The 21386-nt window shown below is 75.8% G+C and carries 14 protein-coding genes; 7 read left to right on the top strand and 7 right to left on the bottom strand.

Annotated features, from left to right (window positions below):
* Positions 1-64 precede the first annotated feature (64 nt).
* The gene (locus ABZ721_RS02465) at positions 65-1162 is read right to left on the bottom strand and encodes an isoafricanol synthase (RefSeq protein WP_358786691.1); all 1098 of its coding nucleotides are present in this window, start codon (positions 1160-1162) and stop codon (positions 65-67) included.
* Positions 1163-1345: 183 nt separating this feature from the next.
* Between ABZ721_RS02465 and ABZ721_RS02460 the strand changes: the two genes are divergently transcribed.
* From ABZ721_RS02460 to ABZ721_RS02450, 3 genes are all read left to right on the top strand, one after another.
* Complete coding sequence (locus ABZ721_RS02460; RefSeq protein ID WP_358786690.1) at positions 1346-4264, top strand: AAA family ATPase; 2919 nt, start codon at positions 1346-1348, stop codon at positions 4262-4264.
* A 150-nt stretch (positions 4265-4414) separates the two neighbouring features.
* A complete protein-coding gene (locus ABZ721_RS02455) occupies positions 4415-7336 on the top strand; it encodes an AAA family ATPase (RefSeq protein ID WP_358786689.1) in 2922 nt (973 codons plus the stop codon).
* A 77-nt stretch (positions 7337-7413) separates the two neighbouring features.
* Positions 7414-7914, top strand: a complete 501-nt coding sequence (locus ABZ721_RS02450; RefSeq protein WP_358786688.1) for a hypothetical protein — start codon at positions 7414-7416, stop codon at positions 7912-7914.
* 70 nt (positions 7915-7984) lie between these two features.
* Here ABZ721_RS02450 and ABZ721_RS02445 read toward each other — a convergent pair whose 3' ends face one another.
* Together ABZ721_RS02445 and ABZ721_RS02440 are read right to left on the bottom strand one after the other, a co-directional pair.
* Positions 7985-9919 (bottom strand): peptidoglycan recognition family protein, encoded by a 1935-nt coding sequence (locus tag ABZ721_RS02445; protein WP_358786687.1) that lies wholly within the window; start codon positions 9917-9919, stop codon positions 7985-7987.
* A 290-nt stretch (positions 9920-10209) separates the two neighbouring features.
* Entirely contained in the window at positions 10210-11298 is a 1089-nt protein-coding gene (locus ABZ721_RS02440) for an aminoglycoside phosphotransferase family protein (RefSeq protein ID WP_358786686.1), read from the bottom strand.
* A gap of 456 nt (positions 11299-11754) precedes the next feature.
* Between ABZ721_RS02440 and ABZ721_RS02435 the strand changes: the two genes are divergently transcribed.
* A complete protein-coding gene (locus ABZ721_RS02435; RefSeq protein ID WP_358786685.1) occupies positions 11755-13227 on the top strand; it encodes a hypothetical protein in 1473 nt (490 codons plus the stop codon).
* A 114-nt stretch (positions 13228-13341) separates the two neighbouring features.
* Here ABZ721_RS02435 and ABZ721_RS02430 read toward each other — a convergent pair whose 3' ends face one another.
* Complete coding sequence (locus tag ABZ721_RS02430; RefSeq protein WP_358786684.1) at positions 13342-14817, bottom strand: SpoIIE family protein phosphatase; 1476 nt, start codon at positions 14815-14817, stop codon at positions 13342-13344.
* A gap of 337 nt (positions 14818-15154) precedes the next feature.
* On the opposite strand from ABZ721_RS02430, the gene ABZ721_RS02425 reads away from it, so the two are divergent.
* The 3 genes from ABZ721_RS02425 (at position 15155) to ABZ721_RS02415 (ending at position 19008) form a co-directional block, all read left to right on the top strand.
* Positions 15155-16582: a HEAT repeat domain-containing protein gene (locus tag ABZ721_RS02425; RefSeq protein ID WP_358786683.1), complete on the top strand. Its 1428-nt coding sequence runs from the start codon at positions 15155-15157 to the stop codon at positions 16580-16582.
* A 132-nt stretch (positions 16583-16714) separates the two neighbouring features.
* Complete coding sequence (locus tag ABZ721_RS02420; protein ID WP_358786682.1) at positions 16715-17836, top strand: glycosyltransferase family 1 protein; 1122 nt, start codon at positions 16715-16717, stop codon at positions 17834-17836.
* On the top strand, positions 17833-19008 hold the full coding sequence (locus ABZ721_RS02415) for a glycosyltransferase (protein WP_358786681.1): 1176 nt from the start codon (positions 17833-17835) through the stop codon (positions 19006-19008). Before ABZ721_RS02420 ends, ABZ721_RS02415 begins: the two co-directional genes overlap by 4 nt.
* Positions 19009-19045: 37 nt before the next feature.
* Here the strand turns inward: ABZ721_RS02415 and ABZ721_RS02410 are convergent, their stop codons facing one another.
* The 3 genes from ABZ721_RS02410 to ABZ721_RS02400 are packed head-to-tail and all read right to left on the bottom strand — an operon-like array spanning position 19046 to position 21314.
* Positions 19046-19930, bottom strand: coding sequence for a biotin-dependent carboxyltransferase family protein (locus ABZ721_RS02410; RefSeq protein ID WP_358786680.1), 885 nt, complete (start codon positions 19928-19930; stop codon positions 19046-19048).
* On the bottom strand, positions 19927-20544 hold the full coding sequence (locus ABZ721_RS02405; protein WP_358786679.1) for an allophanate hydrolase subunit 1: 618 nt from the start codon (positions 20542-20544) through the stop codon (positions 19927-19929). Before ABZ721_RS02405 ends, ABZ721_RS02410 begins: the two co-directional genes overlap by 4 nt.
* Positions 20541-21314, bottom strand: a complete 774-nt coding sequence (locus ABZ721_RS02400; protein ID WP_358786678.1) for a 5-oxoprolinase subunit PxpA — start codon at positions 21312-21314, stop codon at positions 20541-20543. Before ABZ721_RS02400 ends, ABZ721_RS02405 begins: the two co-directional genes overlap by 4 nt.
* Positions 21315-21386: the final 72 nt, after the last annotated feature.

Raw genomic sequence — 21386 nt, 5'->3', positions numbered from 1 at the left:
CGACGGCCGGGGTCGCACCCTCGTGCGGCCCCGGCCGTCGCGCCGGTCCGTCCCCCGTACGGTCTCAGCCCGGACCTCGGCGCTCCCCGTCCGTGCCGAACAGGTCCGACCACGGCCGCTGCCGGCCGCCGCTCACCGCGGCGACCCCCGAGGCGCGGTAGCGGGCGGTCTCCAGGGACCAGTCGAGGTTGCCGCGCATCACGTGCCGCATGGCGCGCACGTAGTCCCCGACCTGCGCCCGCAGCTCGGCCCCCGCGTCGTACTCGTCGAGCACCGCGGGCAGCCGCTCGGCGAGCATCTGGAACCGCTGCACGCGCGCGTTGGCGGCCCGCGCGATGAGTTCCACGGCGCCGTCCAGGGTGTGGTCGGTGGTGTCGAGCAGCAGGATCACGCTGTTGTTGACGTCCCCGGCCGCCAGTTCCTTGTCCACCGACATGATGTCGTTGACGAAGATCACCACGTCGCCGGTGATCTCCCGCATCTCGGCCAGCACGCCCGAGTGCAGCATGTCCGGCAGGGTGTAGCCGCCGCAGCGCTCGGCGAAGTCCAGGCACGGCTGGACGCCGATGGAGTCCCGCCGTCCGCGCAGGAAGGCCGCGAGCGTCATCGGGGGCCGCCGGGTGCGGTTCAGCGCCTCCCAGTGGTACGCCCGCAGGTAGTCCCGCCAGTGGTCGCGGAACCGGTGCTGCCACACGGTCGGCGTGCCCGCCGCCGAGCGGATCCAGATGTCGCGGAATCCTTCCGCGAGCGGGTTGTCCGACAGGTTCGCGGGACCGTCGGCGGGGGAAGGTGGTTCGTAGAGGATCGACACCAACGTGTCGACCTCCCGCTCCACGTCGTCCGGCCGGCGCCCCAAAGGGCCGTCGAACTGGTCGTCGAAGATGAAGAACCAGGCGTTGAAGTCGGCTGCGAGGTCGAGGTCCGCTCCGGTCGCGCGCGGGTAGAAGAACGCCATCAGGCGTTCCAGCCGCAGGGCGTCGTACTCCTCGACATCCTGGTCGAGGCGCAGGATCTCCAGGTCGCGCAGCCATTGCAGGGTGTGCCGGCGGGACCGGTCGGCGTGCGGGCTCGACCGGCCGGGGAAGGGGATGCGCAGCAGGGTGGTGCGTTCCGCGAGGATGTCGCGCTGGATGGGGCCGCTGGGGGCTGTGGTGTCCGACAAGATGCCCACCTCGGGGTGCGTGGCGGTCGGTCCGGAGCCGCCCGGACCGAGGGGGAAAGTGAACTGGCGTTTGCCATCTACCCGTTCGTCCGACGTGGATATCACCAGCGGGCACTACAGAGCGTCCCTACGGGCGTACGCTCGGCGCTACCTGCCGAACAGGCAACGAGAACGGGAACGGACATGCCAGACGCGGTGGAACAATTAGGACGAGTGAATCGCTTGGTTCTCGAACGCGAGCCCGAACTCGTGGCGCTGGACGGCGCTTTGAACGAACTCTGCGGAACTCGTTCGGGTATCCGGCACGGTGGCCTGCTCGCCTTCGCCGGTCCCGCCGGCCTCGGCAAGACCGCGCTGCTCGCCGAGGTCCGCAGACGGGCGGCGGCGCGCGGTTGCACCGTGCTGTCCGCCCGCGGCGGCGAGCAGGAGCAGGGCATGGCGTTCCACGTCGTCCGCCAGCTCGTGCAGCCGGTCCTCGCCGCGGCCTCCGAGGAGGAGCACCGCCGGATACTGGGCAGCTGGTACGACATCGTCGCCCCGGCGGTCGGGCTGGTCGCCTCGCGGGGCGACGGCGCCGCCGACCCCACCGGCGTCCGCGACGGCCTGGACTGGGTGGTGACGCGCTTCGCCGTCCAGCAGGCGCCCGTCGTCCTGATCCTGGACGACGCGCACTGGGCCGACGCGGAGTCGCTGGCGTGGCTGACCGCCTTCGCCCCGCGGGCCGAGGAACTGCCGATGCTGGTGGTCGTGGCCTACCGGCCCGACGAACTGCCGGCCGACGCGGTGGCGTTCCGCAAACTCGCCGGCCGGCACGGCTCGCGCCCCTTCGACCTGGTGGCGCTCACCCCGGGCGCCGTCCGGCGCATAGTGCGTGACGCCATCGGGGAGAGCGCCGAGGAGGCGTTCTGCCGTGAGGCGTGGGCGGTCACCGGGGGCAACCCCTTCGAGGTGACCGAGCTGACCGCCAAGATCTGCGAGCGCGAGCTCAAGGGCCAGCGCGAGGACATCGGGGAACTGCGCGACCTGGCCTCCGCCGTCAAGGGCAGCGGCCTCATCGAGCGGATCGGCAAGCTCGGCACCTCCGCGGTCCGGTTCGCCTGGGCCGCGGCCGTCCTCGGCACCTCGATCGCCCCGCAGCTGGCCGCCGGCGTCGCCGCGCTCGGCCACGAGGAGGCGGCCGACGCCTTCGAACGGCTGCGCGCCGCGCGCATCCTGACCATCGGCGCCCCGGACGGCTCCACCCTGGAGTTCGTCCACCCGCTGATCGCCACCGCCGTCTACCGGGCGATCCCCAGCGCGCTGCGCGTCGGGATGCACGGCGAGGCGGCGGCAGCCGTGATGGAGGCGGGCCTGGGCGCGACGTCCGCCGCCCGGCACCTGCTGGAGCTGCACCCCGAGGGCGACGAGAACGTGGTGCAGCAACTGCGCGCCGCCGCCCGCGAGTACCTGCGGGCCGGTGCGCCCGAGGCGGCCCAGCGCTGCCTCGCCCGCGCCCTGCGCGAACCGCCGTCCTACGGCGAGCGCGCCGCCGTGCTCTTCGAACTCGGCAGCTCCTCGCTCCTCAACGAACCCGCCAACACCGTCAACCACCTGCGGGCCGCGCTGGAGGAGCCGGAACTCGAACCGGAGCTGCGCGAGGCCATCACCTACAAGCTCGCGCAGGCCCTGGGGCACACCGGCCGGATGGCCGAGGCGGCCCGCACCGTGGAGGCGGAGGCCACCCGGGCCACCAACACCCGCACCCGGCTGCGCATGCAGGCCGAGCAGTTCATGTGGAACGCCTTCCGGGCCGACGAGCAGGACTCGCCCGCCCGCTCCCGGCGGTTGAACCGGCTGGCGGACCACCTCACCGGCCGCGGCCAGGCCGAGCGCTACATCCTGGGGCTCCGCGCCTGGGACGCGATGGTGCGCGGCGAACCGGCCGCCGTCGCCCTGCGCTACGCCGAGGAGGCCCTCGGCGACGGCCTCAGCTGGACCGACGAGAACTGGGGCTTCGAGGTGCCGGTCCTCGTGGCCTTCACCTTCATGTACTGCGACCAGCCGGGCCGTGCCGAGGACCTGTTCAACAAGGGCATCGCGGAGCTGGAGCGCAAGGGCTGGCGCGGCGCGCACCTGTCGTTCGGCTTCACCCTGCTCGGGTACATCCGCTACCGGCGCGGGCGGCTCGCCGAGGCCGAGGACCTGGTGCACGCCGGGCTGAGCATCGCCGACCGGGTGGGCACCGGCGTGCCCGCGCAGTGGTTCGCGATCGGCATCCTCATCGAGATCCTGCTCGCCCGCGGCCGCACCCACGAGGCGCAGGCGCTCTCCGACACCTACAACTACGGCGAGGTGATCCCGAACGCGGTCGTCTACCCCGACTCCCAGACGGTCTACAGCGAACTGCTGCTGGCCCAGGGCATGCGGGGCGACGCGGAACGCCACCTGACGGCGGTCGGCCAGCGGCTGGAGGCGCGCGGCATGCGCAACCCCGGCTGGTGCCCGTGGCAGCTGCACCTCGCCCAGGCGGTGGCCCTCGTCGAGCCCGAACGGGCCGCGGAGACCATCCGCGAGGCCCTCGCGCGGGCCCGCCAGTTCGGGACCGCGTCCGCGATCGGCCAGGCGCTGCACGTGGCCGCGGAGGTCACCGGCGGCGCCGACGGCCTGCGGCTGCTGGCCGAGGCCGTCAGCCATCTCGAACGCTCACCCTCGGCGTTCGAACTGGCCCGCGCCCAGGTCGCGTACGGTGCCGCGCTGCGCCGGGCGGGGCTGCCGCAGGACGCCGCCGACCGGCTGCACGCCGGCCTGGAGGGCGCGCTGCACTGCAACTCCGACGCGCTCGCCGGCCGGGCCCGCGACGAGCTGGCGGCGGCGGGGATGCGCCCGCTGCAGCTGCACAGCACCGGGACCGACACCCTCACCGGCCCGGAGCGGGCCGTGGCGGAACGGGTCGCGGGCGGCGGGTCCACCGCCGACGTCGCCGCGGAGCTGAACACCGCGGAACGCGACGTGACCCGGATGCTGTCGGCCGTCTACCGCAAGGTCGGCACCGATCACGCCGGGCTGTCCAAGGCCCTGGAGCAGACCTCGGAGAACGGGCTCCACTCGGCGCTGGGCCACTGAGCCGCGCCCGCCGCCCGCTCCGGGAGAGGGTTCCGGAGCGGGCGGCGGGCGTACGCTGAAAGGTCGGCGGACGGACGTGCGCCGAGTGCGCCGGGTGCCGGTCGACGCGCCGGTGCGCGGCGGTTCGCGGCGGCACCTGGGGGTGGCACGATGCCGGAGCGCAGGGCCCGCCCCGGGCGCCCGCTGCTCGAACGCGAGCCCGAACTGGCCGCCGTCGACGACGCGCTGGACCGGCTCACCGGCCGGCGGGCCGACGGCGGCGAGCACCGCGACCGGCCGCTCGGCGCTCTGCTGGCGTTCTCCGGCACCGCCGGGCTCGGCAAGACCGCGCTCCTGGCCGAGACCCGGCGCCGCGCGGCGGACCGGGGCTGCACCGTGCTGTCCGCCCGCGGCGGCGACCAGGAGCAGCGGGTGGCCTTCCACGTGGCCCGCCAGCTCCTGCAGCCGCAGCTCGCCGGCTCCGGCGAGAGCGAACTGCGCGCCACGCTCGGCGGCTGGTACGGCATCGTGGGCCCCGCGCTGGGCCTGTGCGCGGAGGCCGAAAGCGCCGCACCCGACCCGCAGGGCCTGCGCGACGGCCTGGACTGGGTGGTCACCCACCTCGCCCAGCGGCGCGCCCCGGTCGTCCTGGTCCTGGACGACGCGCACTGGGCCGATCCCGAATCCCTCGGCTGGCTCGCCGCGTTCGTGCCGCGCGCCGTGGAGCTGCCGCTGCTCGTCGTCGTCGCCTACCGGCCCGAGGAACTGGCTGAGCACGCCGCGGCGTTCCGCGCCGGGCCGGGCGGCGCCGCCCACCGGGCGCTGGACCTGGAACCGCTCACCGCCGCCGCCATCGGCGACCTGGTGCGCGCGGCGGTCGGCGGGCACGCGGACGACGCGTTCTGCCACGCGTGCTGGACGGTCACGGCGGGCAACCCGTTCGAGGCCGTCGAGCTGACCGCCCGGGTCCGCGACCGGGGCCTGCGCCCCGACCGGACCAGCACCCACCTGCTGCGCGACCTGGCGGCCGCCGTGAAGGGCAGCGGGCTCACCACCCGGCTGGAGCGGCTGGGCGTCCCCGCGGTCCGGCTGGCCTGGGCCGCCGCGGTGCTGGGGACGGAGAGCCCGCCGGCCCTGGCCGCCGACATCGCGGGCCTGGGCCCCGCGCAGGCGGCGGAGGCCGCCGACCGGCTGCGCGGCGCCCGGGTGCTGACCGGCGGTCCGACGCTGGAGTTCGTCCATCCGCTGATCGCCACCGCCGTCCACCGGGCGATCCCCGACGCGACGCGCGTCGCGCTGCACGGCAAGGCCGCCTGGGCGGTGGCCGACGCCGGGCTGGGACCGTCCGCCGCCGCCCGCCACCTGCTGGAGACCCACCCCGAGGGCGACCCCTGGGTCGTGGACCAGCTGCGGGCCGCCGCCCGCGAGACGCTGCGCGCCGGCGCCCCGGAGACCGCCCGCGGCTACCTCGCCCGGGCGCTGCGCGAACCGCCGCCCCCCGGCGAGCGCGCCGCCGTCCTGTACGAACTGGGCTGCGCCTCCCTGCTGCTCGAACCCGCGACCACCGTCAACCACCTGCGGGCCGCGCTGGAGGAGCCCGCGGGCGACCCCGCCCTGCGCGAGGGGATCGTCTTCCACCTCTCCCAGGCGCTCGCCCACAGCGACCGCCTCGACGAGGCCGCCGACACCGTCGGCCGGGCGGCCCGCGCCGCCACCGACCCCCGCGTCCGGCTGCGCATGCAGGCCGAGCAGTTCATGTGGGACGCCTTCCGCGCCGGCGAACCCGACTCGCCCGCCCGCTCCCGCCGGCTGGCCCGGCTCGCCGACCGGCTGACCGGCCGCGACCTCACCGAGCGGTACATCATCGGGCTGCGCGCCTGGGACGCGGTGCTGCGCGGCGAGCCCTGCGCTACCGCCCTGCGCCACGCGGACCGGGCCCTGGCGGGCGGACTGCGCTGGGCCCGGGTCGACCGGGGCTTCGAGGTCCCGGTGCTGGTGGCCCTCGTACACCTGTACGCCGACCGGCCCGGCCGGGCGGAGGAGCTGTTCGCCGACGGGATCGCCGAGTTCGAGCGCCAGGGCTGGCGCGGCGCCCACCTGTCGTTCGGCTACCTGCTCCTGGGCTACCTCCGCTTCCGGCGCGGCCGGCTGTGCGAGGCCGAGGACTTCGCCCGCGCGGGACTGCGGCTCGCCGAACGCGTCGGCCGCGCCACCCCCGTCCACTGGTACTCCGTCGCGGTCCTCATCGAGGTGCTGCTCGCCCGCGGCCGGGTCGCCGAGGCGACGGAACTCGCCGCCGACCAGGAGTTCCACGCCCCGTTCCCCAGCGCCGTCACCTTCCCCGACGCCCAGGCCGTCCACGCCGAGCTGCTGCTCGCCCGCGGCCTGGCCGACGAGGCGGCGGCGGAGCTGGCCGCGGTGGGCCGCCGGCTGAACCGGCGCGGGATGCGCAACCCCGCCTGGTGCCCCTGGCAGCCGCACCTGGCGCTCGCGGAGGCGGCCGCCGCCCCGGACCGGGCCCGCGCCACCGCCCTGGAGGCCGTCGCCCGCGCCCGGCAGTTCGGGGCGGCCTCCACGATCGGGCACACGCTGCGGGTCGCCGCCGAGGTGTCCGGGGGAGCCGAGCGGATGAAACTCCTGGAGCAGTCCGTGGACTGGCTGGAACGCTCCCCGGCAGGCCACCAGCTGGCCTGCTCGCTCGTCGCGCACGGCACCGCGCTGCGCCGGGCGGGCCGCCCCGCCGAAGCCGCGGAGCAGCTCTACCGGGGCCTGGAGGGCGCCCTGCAGTGCGGCGCCGACGAGCTGGCCTCCCAGGCCCGCGCCCAGCTCACGGCCGCGGGGCTGCGGCCCCTGCGGCTGCCCGCCCCCGGGACCGCCACGCTCACCGGGCGGGAGCGGGAGGCCGCCGCCCGCGCGGCCGCGGGCGCGCCGCCGGCGGCGATCGCGGCGGCGCTGTCCACCGACGAGGCCACCGTCGGCCGGCTGCTGTCCGCCGTCTACCGCAAGCTCGGCACCGACCCGGGCGGGCTGCCGGCGGCGTACCCGGCGAACCCGTCCGACGGACTGCCGGGGGCGGTCGCGGGGGCGGAATGAGGGCGGGGCGCCGGCAGCTCCGTGTGCCGCGGCCCCCGGCGCCGCGCGGGGGGCCGCGGGCCACGTACGATGGCCGCATGTCGTTCCTCCGCCGCCGCACCGCAGCCACGCCCACCGGGCCGGACTTCGATGTCCTGGCCATGGACCCGGGGGACTGGCCGGGCATTCTCGGCGCCGGGCTGCTGCCCGGTCCCGACGGCAGCTGCCAGGGCATCTTCCTGCGCTACGACCTCTTCGGCGGCCGCGGTCCCGCCATGCTGATCGGCAACCTCCCCGAGGGCTCGCCCGCGCGCGAGCTGGAGGAGGGCCAGGTCCCCTTCGAGGTGGCGCAGCTGATGGCGGCCCTCGGCAACGAGGAGCCGGTGGAGGTCGTCAGCACCGAGGACACCCCCGCCATGCACGGCGACGGGCTGCTCATCGTCCGCCGGATCAAGGTCTCCGAAGCGCGGATCGCCTGCGCCCAGTTCGACCGCAGCGACGGCGTCCAGGTCACCATCGCCACCTGGGACCGCCCCATCACCGACGACCTGTACCAGCTGCTGAAGCCGCTGCCCGCGGAGATGTTCCAGCAGGGCTGACGCACGGACCCCGTACGCGAAGGGGCGCCGCCGGGATCCGGCGGCGCCCCTGTCACGTCCCGCGGAGCGCCTAGCGCGGCGCGCCCACCTGGGACGGCAGCACCGTGACGTCCTCGGCCTTCACGTACTCCACCCGGTGGCCGAACTGGATCTCGTAGTAGACCTGCTCGCCGCGCACGACCCGGTGCGGGGCGGTGTCGAAGGTCGTCGAGTAGTAGTACTCGCCCTGCACCCGGTTGCCGATCGCGTACTCCTGGCCCGCCAGGAGCTTGTAGGGCATCGGCACGACCGCCTGGACGGGAACACCCGCCGGGTACGCCGCCGCCTCGGGGTAGGCGCGCCCGTACACCGGGATGTCGGCCAGGCCCTCCTTCGGGGTGACGGTGAAGCCCCACGCGTTGACGGCCGTCGGCTGCGAGCGCGGGTTGCTGAACCAGGCCTTCTGCCCGAGGTACCACACCGCCGTCCAGTCGCCCCGGCGCTCGGCGACGGCGTACTGCTGGCCGGTGGAGGCACGCGCCCCGACGTCGTTGACGCCCGTGGTGGAGTCACCCGCCGGGTGCAGGCCGATGTCCTTCACCAGCGGCGCGTCCTCGCTCGGCGCGGTGTGCAGCCGCACCGCCTCGGAGCCCAGCGACGGGCAGGTGTCGCCCGCCGTGACGCAGCCGGTGTACAGCGGCCGGTTGCTGTCGTAGTCCGGCCGGATGGTGACCAGGCCGCCGCCGGGGCCCGCCGTGGCGTGCAGCGGGGCGCCCATCAGCTGGAAGTAGTGCGCCCAGTCCCAGTACGGCCCGGGGTCGGTGTGCATCCCCCGGATGTACGCGCCGGTCGGACCCGGCACGTTGTCGTGGCCCAGGATGTGCTGCCGGTTGAGCGGGATCCGGTACTTCTTCGCCAGGTAGGCGACCAGCCGCGCGGACGTGCGGTACATCGACTCCGTGTACCAGGTGCCCGGCTCGGTGAGGAAGCCCTCGTGCTCGATGCCGATCGACTTGGCGTTGACGTACCAGTTGCCCGCGTGCCAGCCGACGTCCTTGGTGTCGAGGTGCTGCGCGATGTGGCCGTCCGCCGAGCGGACCGTGTAGTGCCAGGCCAGGTACGTCGGGTCCTGCACCAGCTTCAGGGCGGTGTCCCAGCTGCCCTCGGTGTCGTGGATGACGATGGTGTCGATCGTCTGGGTGGCGGGCCGGTCGGCGAGGTCGTGGTTGCCGTAGTCCCCGGGAGCCGTCTCCTGGTAGGGCGCGGGCACCCACTCGCAGCCCACCGTGCGCGGGCACTGCGTCCGGCTCGTGTCGACCTGCCGCAGCCCCAGCGCGGCCGTCTGGGCGGTCGCCGGGGTGAGCCCGGGGGCCGCCGCCAGGGTGACGTTCTGCCCGGCGTCCGTCGTGCGGGACTGGCCCTGCCGCAGCACGTCGTAGACGTCGTCCGCGAAGGCGGTCGCGGTGGCCGCGTCGTCGGCGCCGGAGAAGCGCGCGACGGCGGCGTACCAGTCCGCCGGGTCGGAGCTGAGCGGCTGCCCCAGCGACTTCTGGGCGTCCGCGATCAGTGCCGCGCCGCCGGCGACGTTGGCCGCCGCGTCCTGCCGCAGGGTCCGGGCCGGCAGCCCGGTCAGCACCGCCGCCCGCTCCAGCGTGGTCAAGGCGGCGGGCAGCTTCGACAGGTCGGCGTCCGGAACCGCCCGCGCGGCGCCGGTCAGCGGCCGGGAGTCGTCGCCGCGGGCGTCGTCCCCGCCGTCACCCCTGCCGGGGAAGTCGGTGAGCGCCGTACGGGCGTCCGTCAGGTGCATCGGGCCGTAGCCGGCGGTGACGCTGGGCAGCCCTTGGTGGGTGTCCCAGCGCGACTCCAGGTACGACACGCCCAGCAGGACGCCGGCCGGCACGTGGTAGCGCAGGGCCGCGTCGTCGAACGCCTGCTGCAGCGACGAGGCGGCGGGCTGGGCGGCGTTCGCGGACGTGGCCGCGGAGAGCACGGGCAGCAGCGCCGCGGCGGCGGCCGCGGCGGTCACCGTCCGCAGGGTGCTCCGGCGGTGTCTCGCCGATCGGGGGGCGGACTCTCGCAATGCGGCCTCCTTGAAGCGGTGCTCGGGCGAAGGGCTCCACAGAGGTATCGGCTTCCGGACGATCCGTCAACAGCGCCCGGAGGGGGCCTGTTTGCGCACGTCAAAAGCCCGTGCCGGGGGTTTCCCCGGCACGGGCGCGCTGGCCTGCCCCGCGTCAGTGGTCTGGACCGGTGACGCACCGGGCGGCGGGCGGTGAAAACCCCCGCGATCCGGGGGCGGGACAGGTCGTGCGGAACTCAGCGCGTGCCGACGGCGGCACGCACCGCCCGCCGGGCCAGACCGCAGTCGTCGTGCAGCCGGCGCAGCAGCAGCCGCTGCTCCTCGCCGGCGCCGGGCATGGTCTGCGACGGCGGGGCGGTGCTGCGCATGGTGCGCTGCACGGCGGTCTCGTAGGTGCGGATCTCCCGGGTCAGCACGAGCATCAGGTTGACCAGGAAGGCGTCCCGGGAGGCCGGGCCCTGGCTCTGGGCGAGCTGGCTGATCTGGCGGCGCGCCACCGGGTCGTTGCCGAGCACGGACCACAGCACCGCGAGGTCGTACCCCGGCAGGTACCAGCCGGCGTGCTCCCAGTCGACCAGCGCGGGGCCGGCCGGGGAGAGCAGCACGTTGGAGAGCATGGCGTCGCCGTGGCAGAACTGCCCCTGCGTGTGGGCGAGTCCGTGCAGCAGCTTCTGCAGGTCGCCCATGTCGCGGTCGGTGAGCAGCCCCAGCTCGTGGTAGCGCGAGATCCGTGCCGGGTAGTCGATCGGCGCGTCGAAGACCCCGGGCGGCGGCCGCCACAGGTTGACCCGGCTGAAGGCGCCGATGGCCGCCCGCACGTCGGACCGCGGGAAGGACTCGGTCGGGTGGCGGTGGGGAGACACGACGCGTCCGGGCATGCGCTCCAGGACCAGCACGCAGCTCTCCGGGTCCGCGGCGATCAGCCGGGGGACCCGGGCCGGCGGGCGGTGCCGGACGAACGCCCGGTACGCCGCTATTTCGTGCTGGAACCGCTCGACCCACGCGGGGGACTGGTCCAGCAGGCACTTGGCGACCGCGGGACTCCGTCCCGACGTGCCGACCAGCAGTGCGGTGCGGCCGCTGCGGCGCAGCATCTGGACAGGACTGAACTCGGGACATATCCGCTGCACCGCGGCGAGGGCCGTCCGCAGCTGGGCGCCCTGGGGGCCGGTCAAGTCGAGTCTCCCGCTGAGCGGATGGGAGGTGCCCGCCGGCAGGCCCCGCCGAGCGGCGGTGAGTGGCGGGCGGGAGCGCATGGAGGAGTCCGTACCAGCGGGGAACGACAACCGGGGCGGAGCGGACACGGAGGACGATGCTGAATACATGAGGGGGAAACAGATCCCTTCGTGTGCCTGCGAGCTCATGACATTGGTGCGGTACTTCGTCGTGGCGACAGAGCCTTCGGCGGTTGCCGCGTCGCGGAGCCGCGACGTGGTGGTCGGTGGCGTGGCCGGCGCGTGGGCGGTACGGAACCGGGCCGGCGTCCGGACCCGCACCCTGGGGAATGCGGGTTCGAGCCGGCGGCCCCGTCCGTCCACGCGCCGTACGCCCCTCCCTGGGCGGTCGTTCGCTCGGACGGGAGCAGCTTCTGCGCGACTCACGGGCGACTCGAACGGCCTTCCGGGAGCCGGCTGGTGCCGGGCCGGGTTGGCGCGTTCCTACATCACACCCTGGCGCGGGTGGCAGACCATCTGGCGCACCCTGGCGAAGCGTGGCGAATACTCGCGGGGCCATTGTCGGGCGATTAGTGTCAACGGTGCCGAGGAACCTGGGGGCTTGACGTGAGCAAAGAAGCCAACACCCGACTTGCGGACCTGTTCGGCCTCACCGGCTGGTCCAAGGGTGAACTCGCACGGTTGGTCAACCGGCAGGCGGCGGCCATGGGCCACCCGCAGCTGGCGACCGACACCTCGCGGGTGCGCCGTTGGATCGAGACCGGTGAGTCGCCGCGCGAACCCGTCCCGAAGGTGCTGGCCGCTCTGTTCACCGAGCGGCTCGGCCGTGTCGTGACCATCGAGGATCTCGGGTTCGACCGGCAGCGGCGCGCAGGGAAGAAGCAGACCGGAGACGGTCTGCCGTGGCCACCGGAACGAACAGCCGCGGTCCTCACCGAATTCACGGGAATGGACCTCATGCTCAACCGACGCGGTCTGGTGGGCGCGGGCGCCGCGCTCACCGCTGGCTCAGCACTCAGCAGCGCCATGTACGACTGGCTGCACACCGACCCGGCCCTGGTGGCCGACGCACCGGTCATCAATGATCCACTCCATGCCGAACCCGCCTCGTACGACCGGTACGAGGCGGCTCCGGTGGGTTCCCAGGAGATCGAGGCCCTCGAGCGTTCCGTCGAGGTGTTCCGCGCCTGGGACGCGGCCCGCGGCGGCGGGCTGCAGCGCAAGGCGGTGGTCGGCCAGCTCAACGAGGTGGGCGGCATGCTCGCCTACCACCACCAGGACCACCTGCAGCGCAGGCTGTGGGGCGTGGCCGCCAACCTGGCCGTGCTCGCCGGGTGGATGTCGCACGACGTGGGCCTGGAGCCCACGGCCCAGAAGTACTTCGTGATCGCCGCACACGCGGCACGGGAGGGAGGGGACCGGCCGCGGGCCGGCGAGGCACTGTCCCGGGCGGCCCGGCAGATGGTCCACATCGGCCGGCCGGACGACGCGCTGGACCTGATGAAGCTGGCGAAGTCCGGTTCGGGCGAGCAGGCCCTGCCGCGCACCCGCGCCATGCTGCAGACCATCGAGGCGTGGGCCCAGGCCTCGATGGGGCGCGGCCAGGCGATGCGGCGGACGCTGGGGGAGGCCGAGGACCTGTTCTCCTCGGACAAGGGCGACGTGCCGCCGCCGAGTTGGATGCAGATGTTCGACGAGGCGGACCTGCACGGGATGCAGGCGTTGGCGTACCGCACGCTGGCCGAGCACGACCCGGCCGCCGCGTCCCAGGCGCAGATGCACGCCAAGTACGCGCTGGAGCTGCGGGTGGCGGGCCGGGACCGGTCGAAGATCTTCGACTACATCTCGCTGGCCTCGGCCTGCTTCCTGGGCAACGACCCGGAGCAGGCCGACCGTTACGCGCGGATGGCCCTGCTGACGATCGGCAGTACGTCCTCGCACCGGACGTGGGACCGGCTGCGGGAGATGTACCGGCTCACCGGGCGGTACAAGGACTACACGACGATCCAGGACCTGCGGTCGGAGCTGGAGGCGGCGATGCCTCCGGCGCCGAAGAACAGGAGCAGCCGCCAGATCTGACGGGCGGGACGACCGGCCCGTCGCTCCACCGGTCCGTTGCTACCCGTGTGCCCGTCGTGTCGTGTGCTGTTCGTGCTGCTCGTGTCGTGCTGCTTGTGCCGCTCGATGCTGTCGCTACACGATCCTCGCGACGAGCACGCAGGCGTCGTCCTCGCGCTCGGGGGCGCCGAACTCCTCGACGACCAGCCGCACGCAGTCCTGTGCGGTCCTGGCCCGGGCGAACAGCGGTGCCATCGCGAGCAGCCGTCGTGCGCCGTCCGTGGGCTCCGCCGCGGCCGGGAACGACGTCCGGCGGGGCACGAGTCCGTCGGTGTGCAGTACCAGCAGGTCACCGGAGTTGAGGGGCTCGGTGGCCTGGGTGTACCGCGCGTCGGAGGTCGCCCCGAGGAGCACGCCCTCGGGCGGGTCCAGGCTGCGTCCTGTCCCGTCCCGGAAGAGCAGCGGGGCGGGGTGGCCGGCCTGTGCCCAGCTCAGGGTGCGGTCGGCGGGGTCGTAGCGGCAGCACAGCGCGCTGCCGAGGGTGGGCTGGGCCGACGTGTCCAGCAGGTGGTTCAGCCTGCCCAGCAGCGGTCCGGGCGCCAGCCCGGCCACCGCCATGCCGCGCAGCGCGCCGAGCATCATCGCCATGCCGGAGGTGGCGTTCACGCCGTGTCCGGTGAGATCGCCGACGGTCAGCAGGGTCGCGCCGTCGGGAAGGGGCAGTGCGTCGTACCAGTCGCCGCCGATCAGGGCGCTGGTACCGGAGGGGAGGTAGTGGGCGGCGAGGTCCAGCGTGGCCGGTCCGCCGCCCTGCGGGAACCGCAGGGAGCCGCGCCACGGCGGGAGCACGGCTTCCTGCAGCTCAACCGCCAGCCGGTGCTCGGACCGCGCGAGCTGCCGCTGGCGCTGCAGGGAGTCACGGGTCTCCCTCAGCGTCAGCTGGCTGCGGCGCAGTGCGCTGACGTCCCGCAGCACGGCCCACATCGAAGCGGTGCCGCCGTCAGCGTCGAGCACGGGCTCGCCCACCATGTGCAGCGTCCGGGTGGAACCGTCGGAGCGCACGATGCGGAACTCGCCGTCGATGGGGCGGCCGTCGACCAGGCAGCCGGTCACCATCGACGTCAGTGTCTGCTGGTCCTCCGCGAAGAGCCAGGAGGGCAGCTCGTCCAGGGTCAGCGGACCGTCGGCCGGGTCGCGGCCGAAGATGCGGTACAGCTCGTCGGACCACTGGGCCTCGTCCGTCAGCAGGTCCCATTCGGCGCTGCCGGCCCGGCTGGGGGCGTGATGCGGGACACGCTCCGGCAGGGGGGCGGGCGGGACGTAGGAGCCGTCGAAGCCGCTCGGGAGGAAGGGGGCGGTGGCGCTGTCGTCGCCGGCTAAACCCTCGCGGAGCTGTCCCAGATGCTCGCCCAGGTCGTCGAGCTGGTGCACCGCGAGGTCGCACAGCGCGCGCTCCCAGCGGACCCGGGCGTCCCCGTACGGGGCGGCCGCCTCGCGGCGGACGGCGTCGACCTCGCTGCGCAGCCGGCGGGCCTGGGAGATCAGCGCGTCCACCGTGCCGGGGTCGGTCGGCTGTGCGGCGGAGTGATCCGCGTGCAGGTGAGACGGCATGACGCTCTCCGAGGGTGACTCCGATACCGGATACCGGGCTGCGCGGCCTGGGCGGACGGAAGGGCCGGTAACGACTGTGGCACACGGCGTGATGGGCCGTAAGGGTTTCGGCAATACCCGATCCGGTGGTGCTTGCGGCATATGCCATGAGCCTTCCGGAACGTCTGGCGGCCCGGAGCGACACGAGCGGCCAAACCTCGGTAGGCTGCGGCCCGCCCCGGCCCCACACATTCCCACCCCCCGCCAGGCTTGAAACGCCCGGTGGCCGGTAAGGATGCCGGGCACCCGCAGCGGAAATCCCGTTGCCTTGGAACCCCCCGCACCGGATGCTGACCTCATGTTCGACCCAGACATAGCGCCCAGTGGAACCCTTCTCGGCCTCCTCCAGCGAGGACGCGGAGACGGGACCCTGCATGCCCTGGCGGCGCAGCGGGCAGATGCCCTCGCCGCTCTGGAGCAGTGCGTCCTGCGTGACCCCCGCCTCGACTGGCGGGTGGAATCACGCTCCCTCTATTACGCGCGGCTGTACTCCGAACTGGAAGCCGGGCTCGACGGGATCGAACAGCACCTCTTCCATCCGGACGACCTCCTGGCCCCCGACGAGCACCGCTGCGGCCTGGCGCTGTCCGTCCTGGGCCACCTCGCCGGCTACGGCCGCGGTGACGCCCTGCGCCTGCTGCGGCGCTACGCGGCCACCGGCGGCAACTGGGAGTGGGCCCTGGACGAGCTGGCGGTCCGCGACGACGAGCAGGGGCTGCGCGACCTCGGCCCCGCCCTGCTCGCCCGCTTCCCGGACACCCCCGAGGGCGACACCCGGCTGGCCGCGGCCGTGCGCGAGGCGTACGAGCCCAGGCCGTGGCAGCTGTGGGCCGAGGACTCCCGGCACCCCGCGACCGCCGCCCGGGTCCGCAGGGCGCAGGAGGAGGTGTCCTTCGGCCGCTGGCAGCGCCAGCTGCGCCCGACGGGACCGACCCCCGGCTGGAGCGTGCGCGCCGTCCTCGAATGGGCCGACCAGGGCCTCGACCAGTACCCGCCCGTCGACCGCGACCAACCCGCGGCCCGCTGCCTGGCCGCCGTGGCCGGGCCCGAGGACCGCCCCGAGCTGATCGCCGCCGCCCAGGACGGGCCGCCCGCGGCCCGCGCCGCCGCCCTGCGCCACCTCGCCGACCGGCGCGATCCGCAGGCCCTCGACCTCATCGAGGCCGCCGCGGCCGGCCCCGTGGACCTCGTCGTCCGGGCGGCCCTCGAATCCTTCGAGCGGATGCGCGACGCCGACGCCATGGACCGCGCCCGCTCCTGGTCGGAGCGCGAGGACGCGCTCGGCATCTCGGCCGCCCGGGTGCTCGCCTGCCGCGGCGGTGCCGACGACGCCGGCCGGGTGCTGGCCGGCCTGCGCCGGCTCGTCCAGGGCGACGGCGCCGACGCCGAGGGCCTGTGCGTCCTCATCGAGGGCGCCGGCCGGCTCTCCATCGGCCGCGCGGCCCCCGTGCTGCGCCACGTCTACCGCGAGACCTCCTCGTCCCAGCTGCGCGGCTCCGCCGCCCAGGCCCTGGCCGCCACCGACCCCGGCTTCGCCGCCGGCTTCGCGGTGGAGTGCCTGTGGGACTGCGAGGAGACCACGCGCGAGCTCGCCGCGCACCAGGCCGCCACCGGGGATGTGCGGGTGCTGGCCCAGCTGCGCCGGATGGCCGCCGATCCGGCCGAGGAGGCCGAGGTGCAGACCGCCGTACGGGGCCGCCTCAGCTCGGGGGAGCCCGCCCGCTAGCGGGACGGGACCCGGCCGTCACGGCCCCCGCCCGTCCGGCGGGGGCCCGGCCGCCCGAAGGGTCATCACGCGTTCCACGGCGGTACAGATCGACGTGGCCCTGACAACGCTCGGCGTGGCGACAACAGGGGTATGCGAGTCGCGATCGTCACCGAGTCCTTCCCACCCGACCTCAACGGCGTCGCGCACTGCGCGCTGCGCACCGCGGAGCACCTCGCCCGGCGCGGGCACCAGCCGCTGGTCGTCGCGCCGGCCGTGCCCAGCGCCCCGCCGCCCGGCGGCGACCCCTGCCCCGTCGTCCGCGTCCCCTCCCTGCCGCTGCCGCGCTACCCCCAGGTGCGCGTCGCCCTGCCGGGCCGCCGCACGGCCGCCGCCATCGCCGCGCACCGCGCCGACATCGTCCACCTCGCCAGCCCGTTCGTCCTCGGGGTGCGGGGCATGGCGGCCGCCGGGCGGCTGCGGGTCCCCGCGGTCGCCGTCTACCAGACCGACCTGGCCGGCTACGCCCGCTCCTACCTGCCCGTCGGCGAGGCCGCCGCCTGGCGGCGGATCCGCGCCGTGCACGCGGCCGCCGCCCGCACCCTCGCGCCGTCCACCGCCTCCGTCCGGGAGCTGGAGCGGCAGGGCGTCCCCCGGGTGCACCTGTGGCCGCGCGGGGTCGACCCGGTGCGCTTCCGCCCCGAGCACCGCGACCCCGAACTGCGCCGCACGCTCGCCCCGCGCAGCGAGCTGATCGTCGGCTACGTGGGCCGGCTCGCCCCGGAGAAGCAGGTCGGCCTGCTCGCCGGGGTCTGCGCGCTGCCCGGCGTGCGGGTGGTCGTCGTCGGCGGCGGCCCCAGCGCCCCCGGGCTGCGCGCCGCCCTGCCGGGCGCGGTCTTCCTCGGGCCCAGGACCGGCCACGAGCTGGCCCGGATCTTCGCCTCGCTCGACGTCTTCGCGCACACCGGGCCCTTCGAGACGTTCTGCCAGACCGTCCAGGAGGCGATGGCCAGCGGGGTGCCGGTGATCGCGCCCGCGGCCGGCGGCCCGCTCGACCTCGTCGCCCACGGACGCACCGGCCTGCTGGTGCCGCCCGGTGACGCCGAGGCGCTGGCCGACGCGGTGCGGCTCCTGCAGCGCGCCCCGGCGCTGCGCGCGCGGTACGGGGCGGCCGGCCGTGCCGATGTCGCCGCCCGGACCTGGGAGGCGGTCGGCGACCAGCTGCTGGACCACTACGCGCAGGTGCTCGGCGCCCGGACGGCGGTCGCGGCATGAGCCGGCCGCTGCGGATCGTCCGCCTCGCGAACTTCGTCACCCCCGTCTCCGGCGGACTGCGCACCGCGCTGCGGCACCTGGGCGAGGGGTACCTCGCGGCGGGCCACGAGCCGGTCCTCGTCGTCCCCGGGGCGATGGCGCCCGGCCATCCGGGGATCCGCGCCGAGACGACCGGCCAGGGGCGGGTGATCACCCTGCCCGGCACCCTGGTGCCGGGCACCGGCGGCTACCAGGTGCTCGCCCGCCGGGCCCCGGTCGAGACCCTGCTCGACGCGCTGGCCCCCGACCGGCTGGAGGTCTCGGACCGCACCACCCTGCGCTGGACGGGGGAGTGGGCCCGCAGGAACCGGGTCCCGGCCGTCATGGTCTCCCACGAGAGCGCCGACGCGGTGCTGCGGACCTGGGGGGTGCCGCGCGGCGCCGCCCGCGCCACCGCGGACCGGCTCAACCGCCGCACGGCCTGGGCCTACTCGCGGATCGTGTGCACCACCCCGTGGGCGGCGGCCGAGTTCGAACGCGTCGGCGCGCGCAACGTGGTGCGGGCCCCGCTCGGGGTGGACCTGGACCGGTTCCGCCCGGCGCTGCGCGACGGCGCGCTGCGGGCGCGGTACGCGGGCGGCGCGGCGGTGCTGCTGGTGATGTGCTCGCGGCTGTCGGCCGAGAAGCGGCCGGGCCGCGCCTTGGAGGCCCTCGCGGAGCTGCGCGGGCGGGGCGTCGGGGCGGCGCTCGTCGTGGCCGGAGACGGCCCGCTGCGCGCCCGCCTGGAGGCGCGGGCCCGCGCCGCCGGACTGCCGGTCACCTTCCTCGGCCACGTCGCCGACCGCGACCGGCTGGCCGCGCTGCAGGCCTGCGCCGACGTCGTCCTGGCCCCGGGACCCGCCGAGACGTTCGGGCTCGCCGCCCTGGAGGCGCTCGCCTGCGGCACGCCCGTCGTCGCCAGCGCCCTGTCGGCCCTGCCCGACCTGATGGGCCCGGCGGGCGCCTGCGCCACCGACGGCCGCGCGTTCGCCGCCGCCGTCCAACGCCTCCTGGCCCGGCCCGAGTCCGCCCGCCGCGCCACCGCCCGGCTGCGGGCCGAGCGGTACGGCTGGCCCGCGGCGGTCTCCGCCTTCCTGGCCGCCCACGAGGCGGCCCCCGTCGCCCCGCACGCCGCGGCGGGGGCCGCGCCGTGAGGGGCGGGCGGGCCGGGTCAGGCGGGCGCCGGAGCGGCTACCGCCGGCCGGGCCCGCGCCCGCGGACCGGCAGGAACCGTACGGGGGTGCCCGGGACGGCCTGGGCCGCCGCCGCCAGGCGGGGTTCGGGGACCACGCCGATGACCGGGTAGCCGCCGGTGGTGGGGTGGTCGGCCAGGAAGAGGACGGGGCGGCCGTCGGGCGGCACCTGGACGGCGCCCAGCACCATGCCCTCGCTGGGCAGTTCACCGCCGGACGCCCGGCGCAGCGCGGGGCCCTCGGTGCGCAGCCCGATGCGGTTCGAGGCGGCGGAGACGGTGTACGCGCCGGACGCCAGCAGGCGCGGCGCCTCCTCGGTGAACCAGTCGTCGCGCGGGCCGAGCAGCATCGGCAGCACGAGTTCGGCCGGCGGCGCGGGCCACGGCACCGTGTCGGCACCGGGAGGCCGGACGGGCGCCGGGCCCAGCGGGAGCGTGTCGTGCCGCGCGAGCGGCGCCGGGCCGAGCCCCGACAGCAGGTCCGTCGAGCGGCTGCCGAGCACCGGCTCGACGTCCACACCGCCCGCGAGCGCCAGGTAGCAGCGCAACCCGTGCTCGGCCGGACCGAGTTCCAGGACGGCCCCGGCCGGGACGCGGACCGCCGCGCCCCAGGGCGCGGGGGCGCCGTCGATCCGGACGGCGCAGGGCGCGCCGGTGACGGCCGCGACGACCGCGCGCTCCGCTCGCACCGCGCAGCCGTTGACGGTGGTCTCCAGGGTCGCGGCCCCGTCCGGGTTGCCGACCAGCCGGTTGGCCCGCCGGTGGGCGGGCGGGTCGAGCGCGCCCGAGCGCGGCACGCCGAGGTGGGCGTGGCCCGGCCGCCCGAGGTCCTGCACGGTCGTCAGCGCGCCCGCCCGCACCACCCGCACCGCCCCCGGCGTCACGCCGCCACCCGCGCGAAGCGCACCCGGGTGCCGGGGGCCAGCAGCGCGGCCGGCTCCCGCCGCGGGTCCCACAGCACGGCGTCGGTGGTGCCGATCAACTGCCAGCCGCCGGGGGAGGAGCGGGGGTAGACGCCCGCGTACGGTCCGGCCAGCGCCAGCGAGCCGGCGGGGACCGCGGTGCGGGGGGTGGACCGGCGCGGGAGGTGCCGGTGCTCGGGGAGCCCGGTCAGATAGGCGAAACCGGGAGCGAAGCCGCAGAACGCCACCCGGAAGTCGACACCGCCCACGATGTCCGGCACCTCCTCCGGCCGCACGCCCCACCGTTCGGCGACCTCCGCCAGGTCCGGCCCGTCGTAGCGCACCGGGATCTCCGTGCGCGCTCCCGCTCCGGGCGCGAGCGGCGGGACGGTCCAGTCGGCCAGCTCCGCCGCGAGCGCGCCGGGGTCGTCCAGCCCGTCGAGCAGGATCGTGCGGGCCGCGGGGACGATCTCGCGCACCGCGGGCAGCGACCCGGCCGCGCGCCGCCGCAGCAGCTCGGCGTGGAACGCCCCGACCTCGCCGTCCGCCGCCAGCTCCACGAGCAGCGCGTGGTCCCCCACCGGGAGCGTCCTCACGCGAACGGCCGCAACGGGACGCCCGCGTCCAGCAGTTCGCGCCGTACCCGCCGGGCGAGGCCGGCCGCGCCGGGCGTGTCCCCGTGCAGGCACAGCGAGCGCGCGCCGGCGGCGATCCGCCGGCCGCCGGCCGCGACGACCTGCCCGTCGCGGGCGACCGCCAGGGCCTGCGCGACGACGGCGTCGGCGTCGTGCAGCACCGCGCCCGGCTCCGAGCGCGGCACGAGGGTGCCGCGCTCGGTGTAGGCCCGGTCGGCGAACGCCTCGGCGACCGCCGGCAGCCCGGCCCCCTCCGCCGCGGCCAGCAGCTCCGATCCCGGCAGCCCCAGCACCGGCAGCCCGCCCTCCGGCCCCCCGGCCAGCAGGACGCCGGCAACCACGGCGGCGGCCTGCGCCGCGTCCCCCACCGTCCGGTTGTAGAGCGCGCCGTGCGGCTTGACGTACGCGACCCGCGAGCCGGCCGCCCGCGCGAAGACGTCCAGCGCCCCGATCTGGTAGGCGACTTCGGCCGCCAGCTCGTCCGGCGGCACGTCCATGGCGCGCCGCCCGAAGCCGGCCAGGTCCCGGTAGGAGACCTGCGCGCCGATCCGCACGCCGCGCTCGGCGGCGAGCGCGCACACCCGGCGCATCGTGACCGGGTCGCCCGCGTGGAAGCCGCACGCGACGTTGGCGCTGGTGACGACGGACAGCAGCGCGTCGTCGTCGGTGAGCGTCCACCGGCCGAAGCCCTCGCCGAGATCCGCGTTGAGATCGATGACCATGTGCGCCATGGTGCCACCGCCTCCGGCGCGCGGCGGGCCCGGCGCCGGAGCGGCGGCGGGCGGCGCGTGCGGTCCCCAGGC

This window comes from Streptomyces sp. NPDC006733, from assembly GCF_040636125.1.
Taxonomy (GTDB): Bacteria; Actinomycetota; Actinomycetes; order Streptomycetales; family Streptomycetaceae; genus Actinacidiphila.
This window is presented reverse-complemented; position numbering and strand designations above follow the sequence as displayed.

What these genes read in the sequence shown, in the direction of transcription:
- ABZ721_RS02460 (WP_358786690.1), top strand. Translation starts at nt 1,346, where the DNA reads ATGCCAGACGCGGTGGAACAATTAGGACGAGTGAATCGCTTGGTTCTC.
- ABZ721_RS02455 (WP_358786689.1), top strand. Translation starts at nt 4,415, where the DNA reads ATGCCGGAGCGCAGGGCCCGCCCCGGGCGCCCGCTGCTCGAACGCGAG.
- ABZ721_RS02450 (WP_358786688.1), top strand. Translation starts at nt 7,414, where the DNA reads ATGTCGTTCCTCCGCCGCCGCACCGCAGCCACGCCCACCGGGCCGGAC.
- ABZ721_RS02440 (WP_358786686.1), bottom strand. Translation starts at nt 11,298, where the DNA reads ATGTATTCAGCATCGTCCTCCGTGTCCGCTCCGCCCCGGTTGTCGTTC.
- ABZ721_RS02430 (WP_358786684.1), bottom strand. Translation starts at nt 14,817, where the DNA reads ATGCCGTCTCACCTGCACGCGGATCACTCCGCCGCACAGCCGACCGAC.
- ABZ721_RS02425 (WP_358786683.1), top strand. Translation starts at nt 15,155, where the DNA reads ATGTTCGACCCAGACATAGCGCCCAGTGGAACCCTTCTCGGCCTCCTC.
- ABZ721_RS02420 (WP_358786682.1), top strand. Translation starts at nt 16,715, where the DNA reads ATGCGAGTCGCGATCGTCACCGAGTCCTTCCCACCCGACCTCAACGGC.
- ABZ721_RS02415 (WP_358786681.1), top strand. Translation starts at nt 17,833, where the DNA reads ATGAGCCGGCCGCTGCGGATCGTCCGCCTCGCGAACTTCGTCACCCCC.
- ABZ721_RS02400 (WP_358786678.1), bottom strand. Translation starts at nt 21,314, where the DNA reads ATGGCGCACATGGTCATCGATCTCAACGCGGATCTCGGCGAGGGCTTC.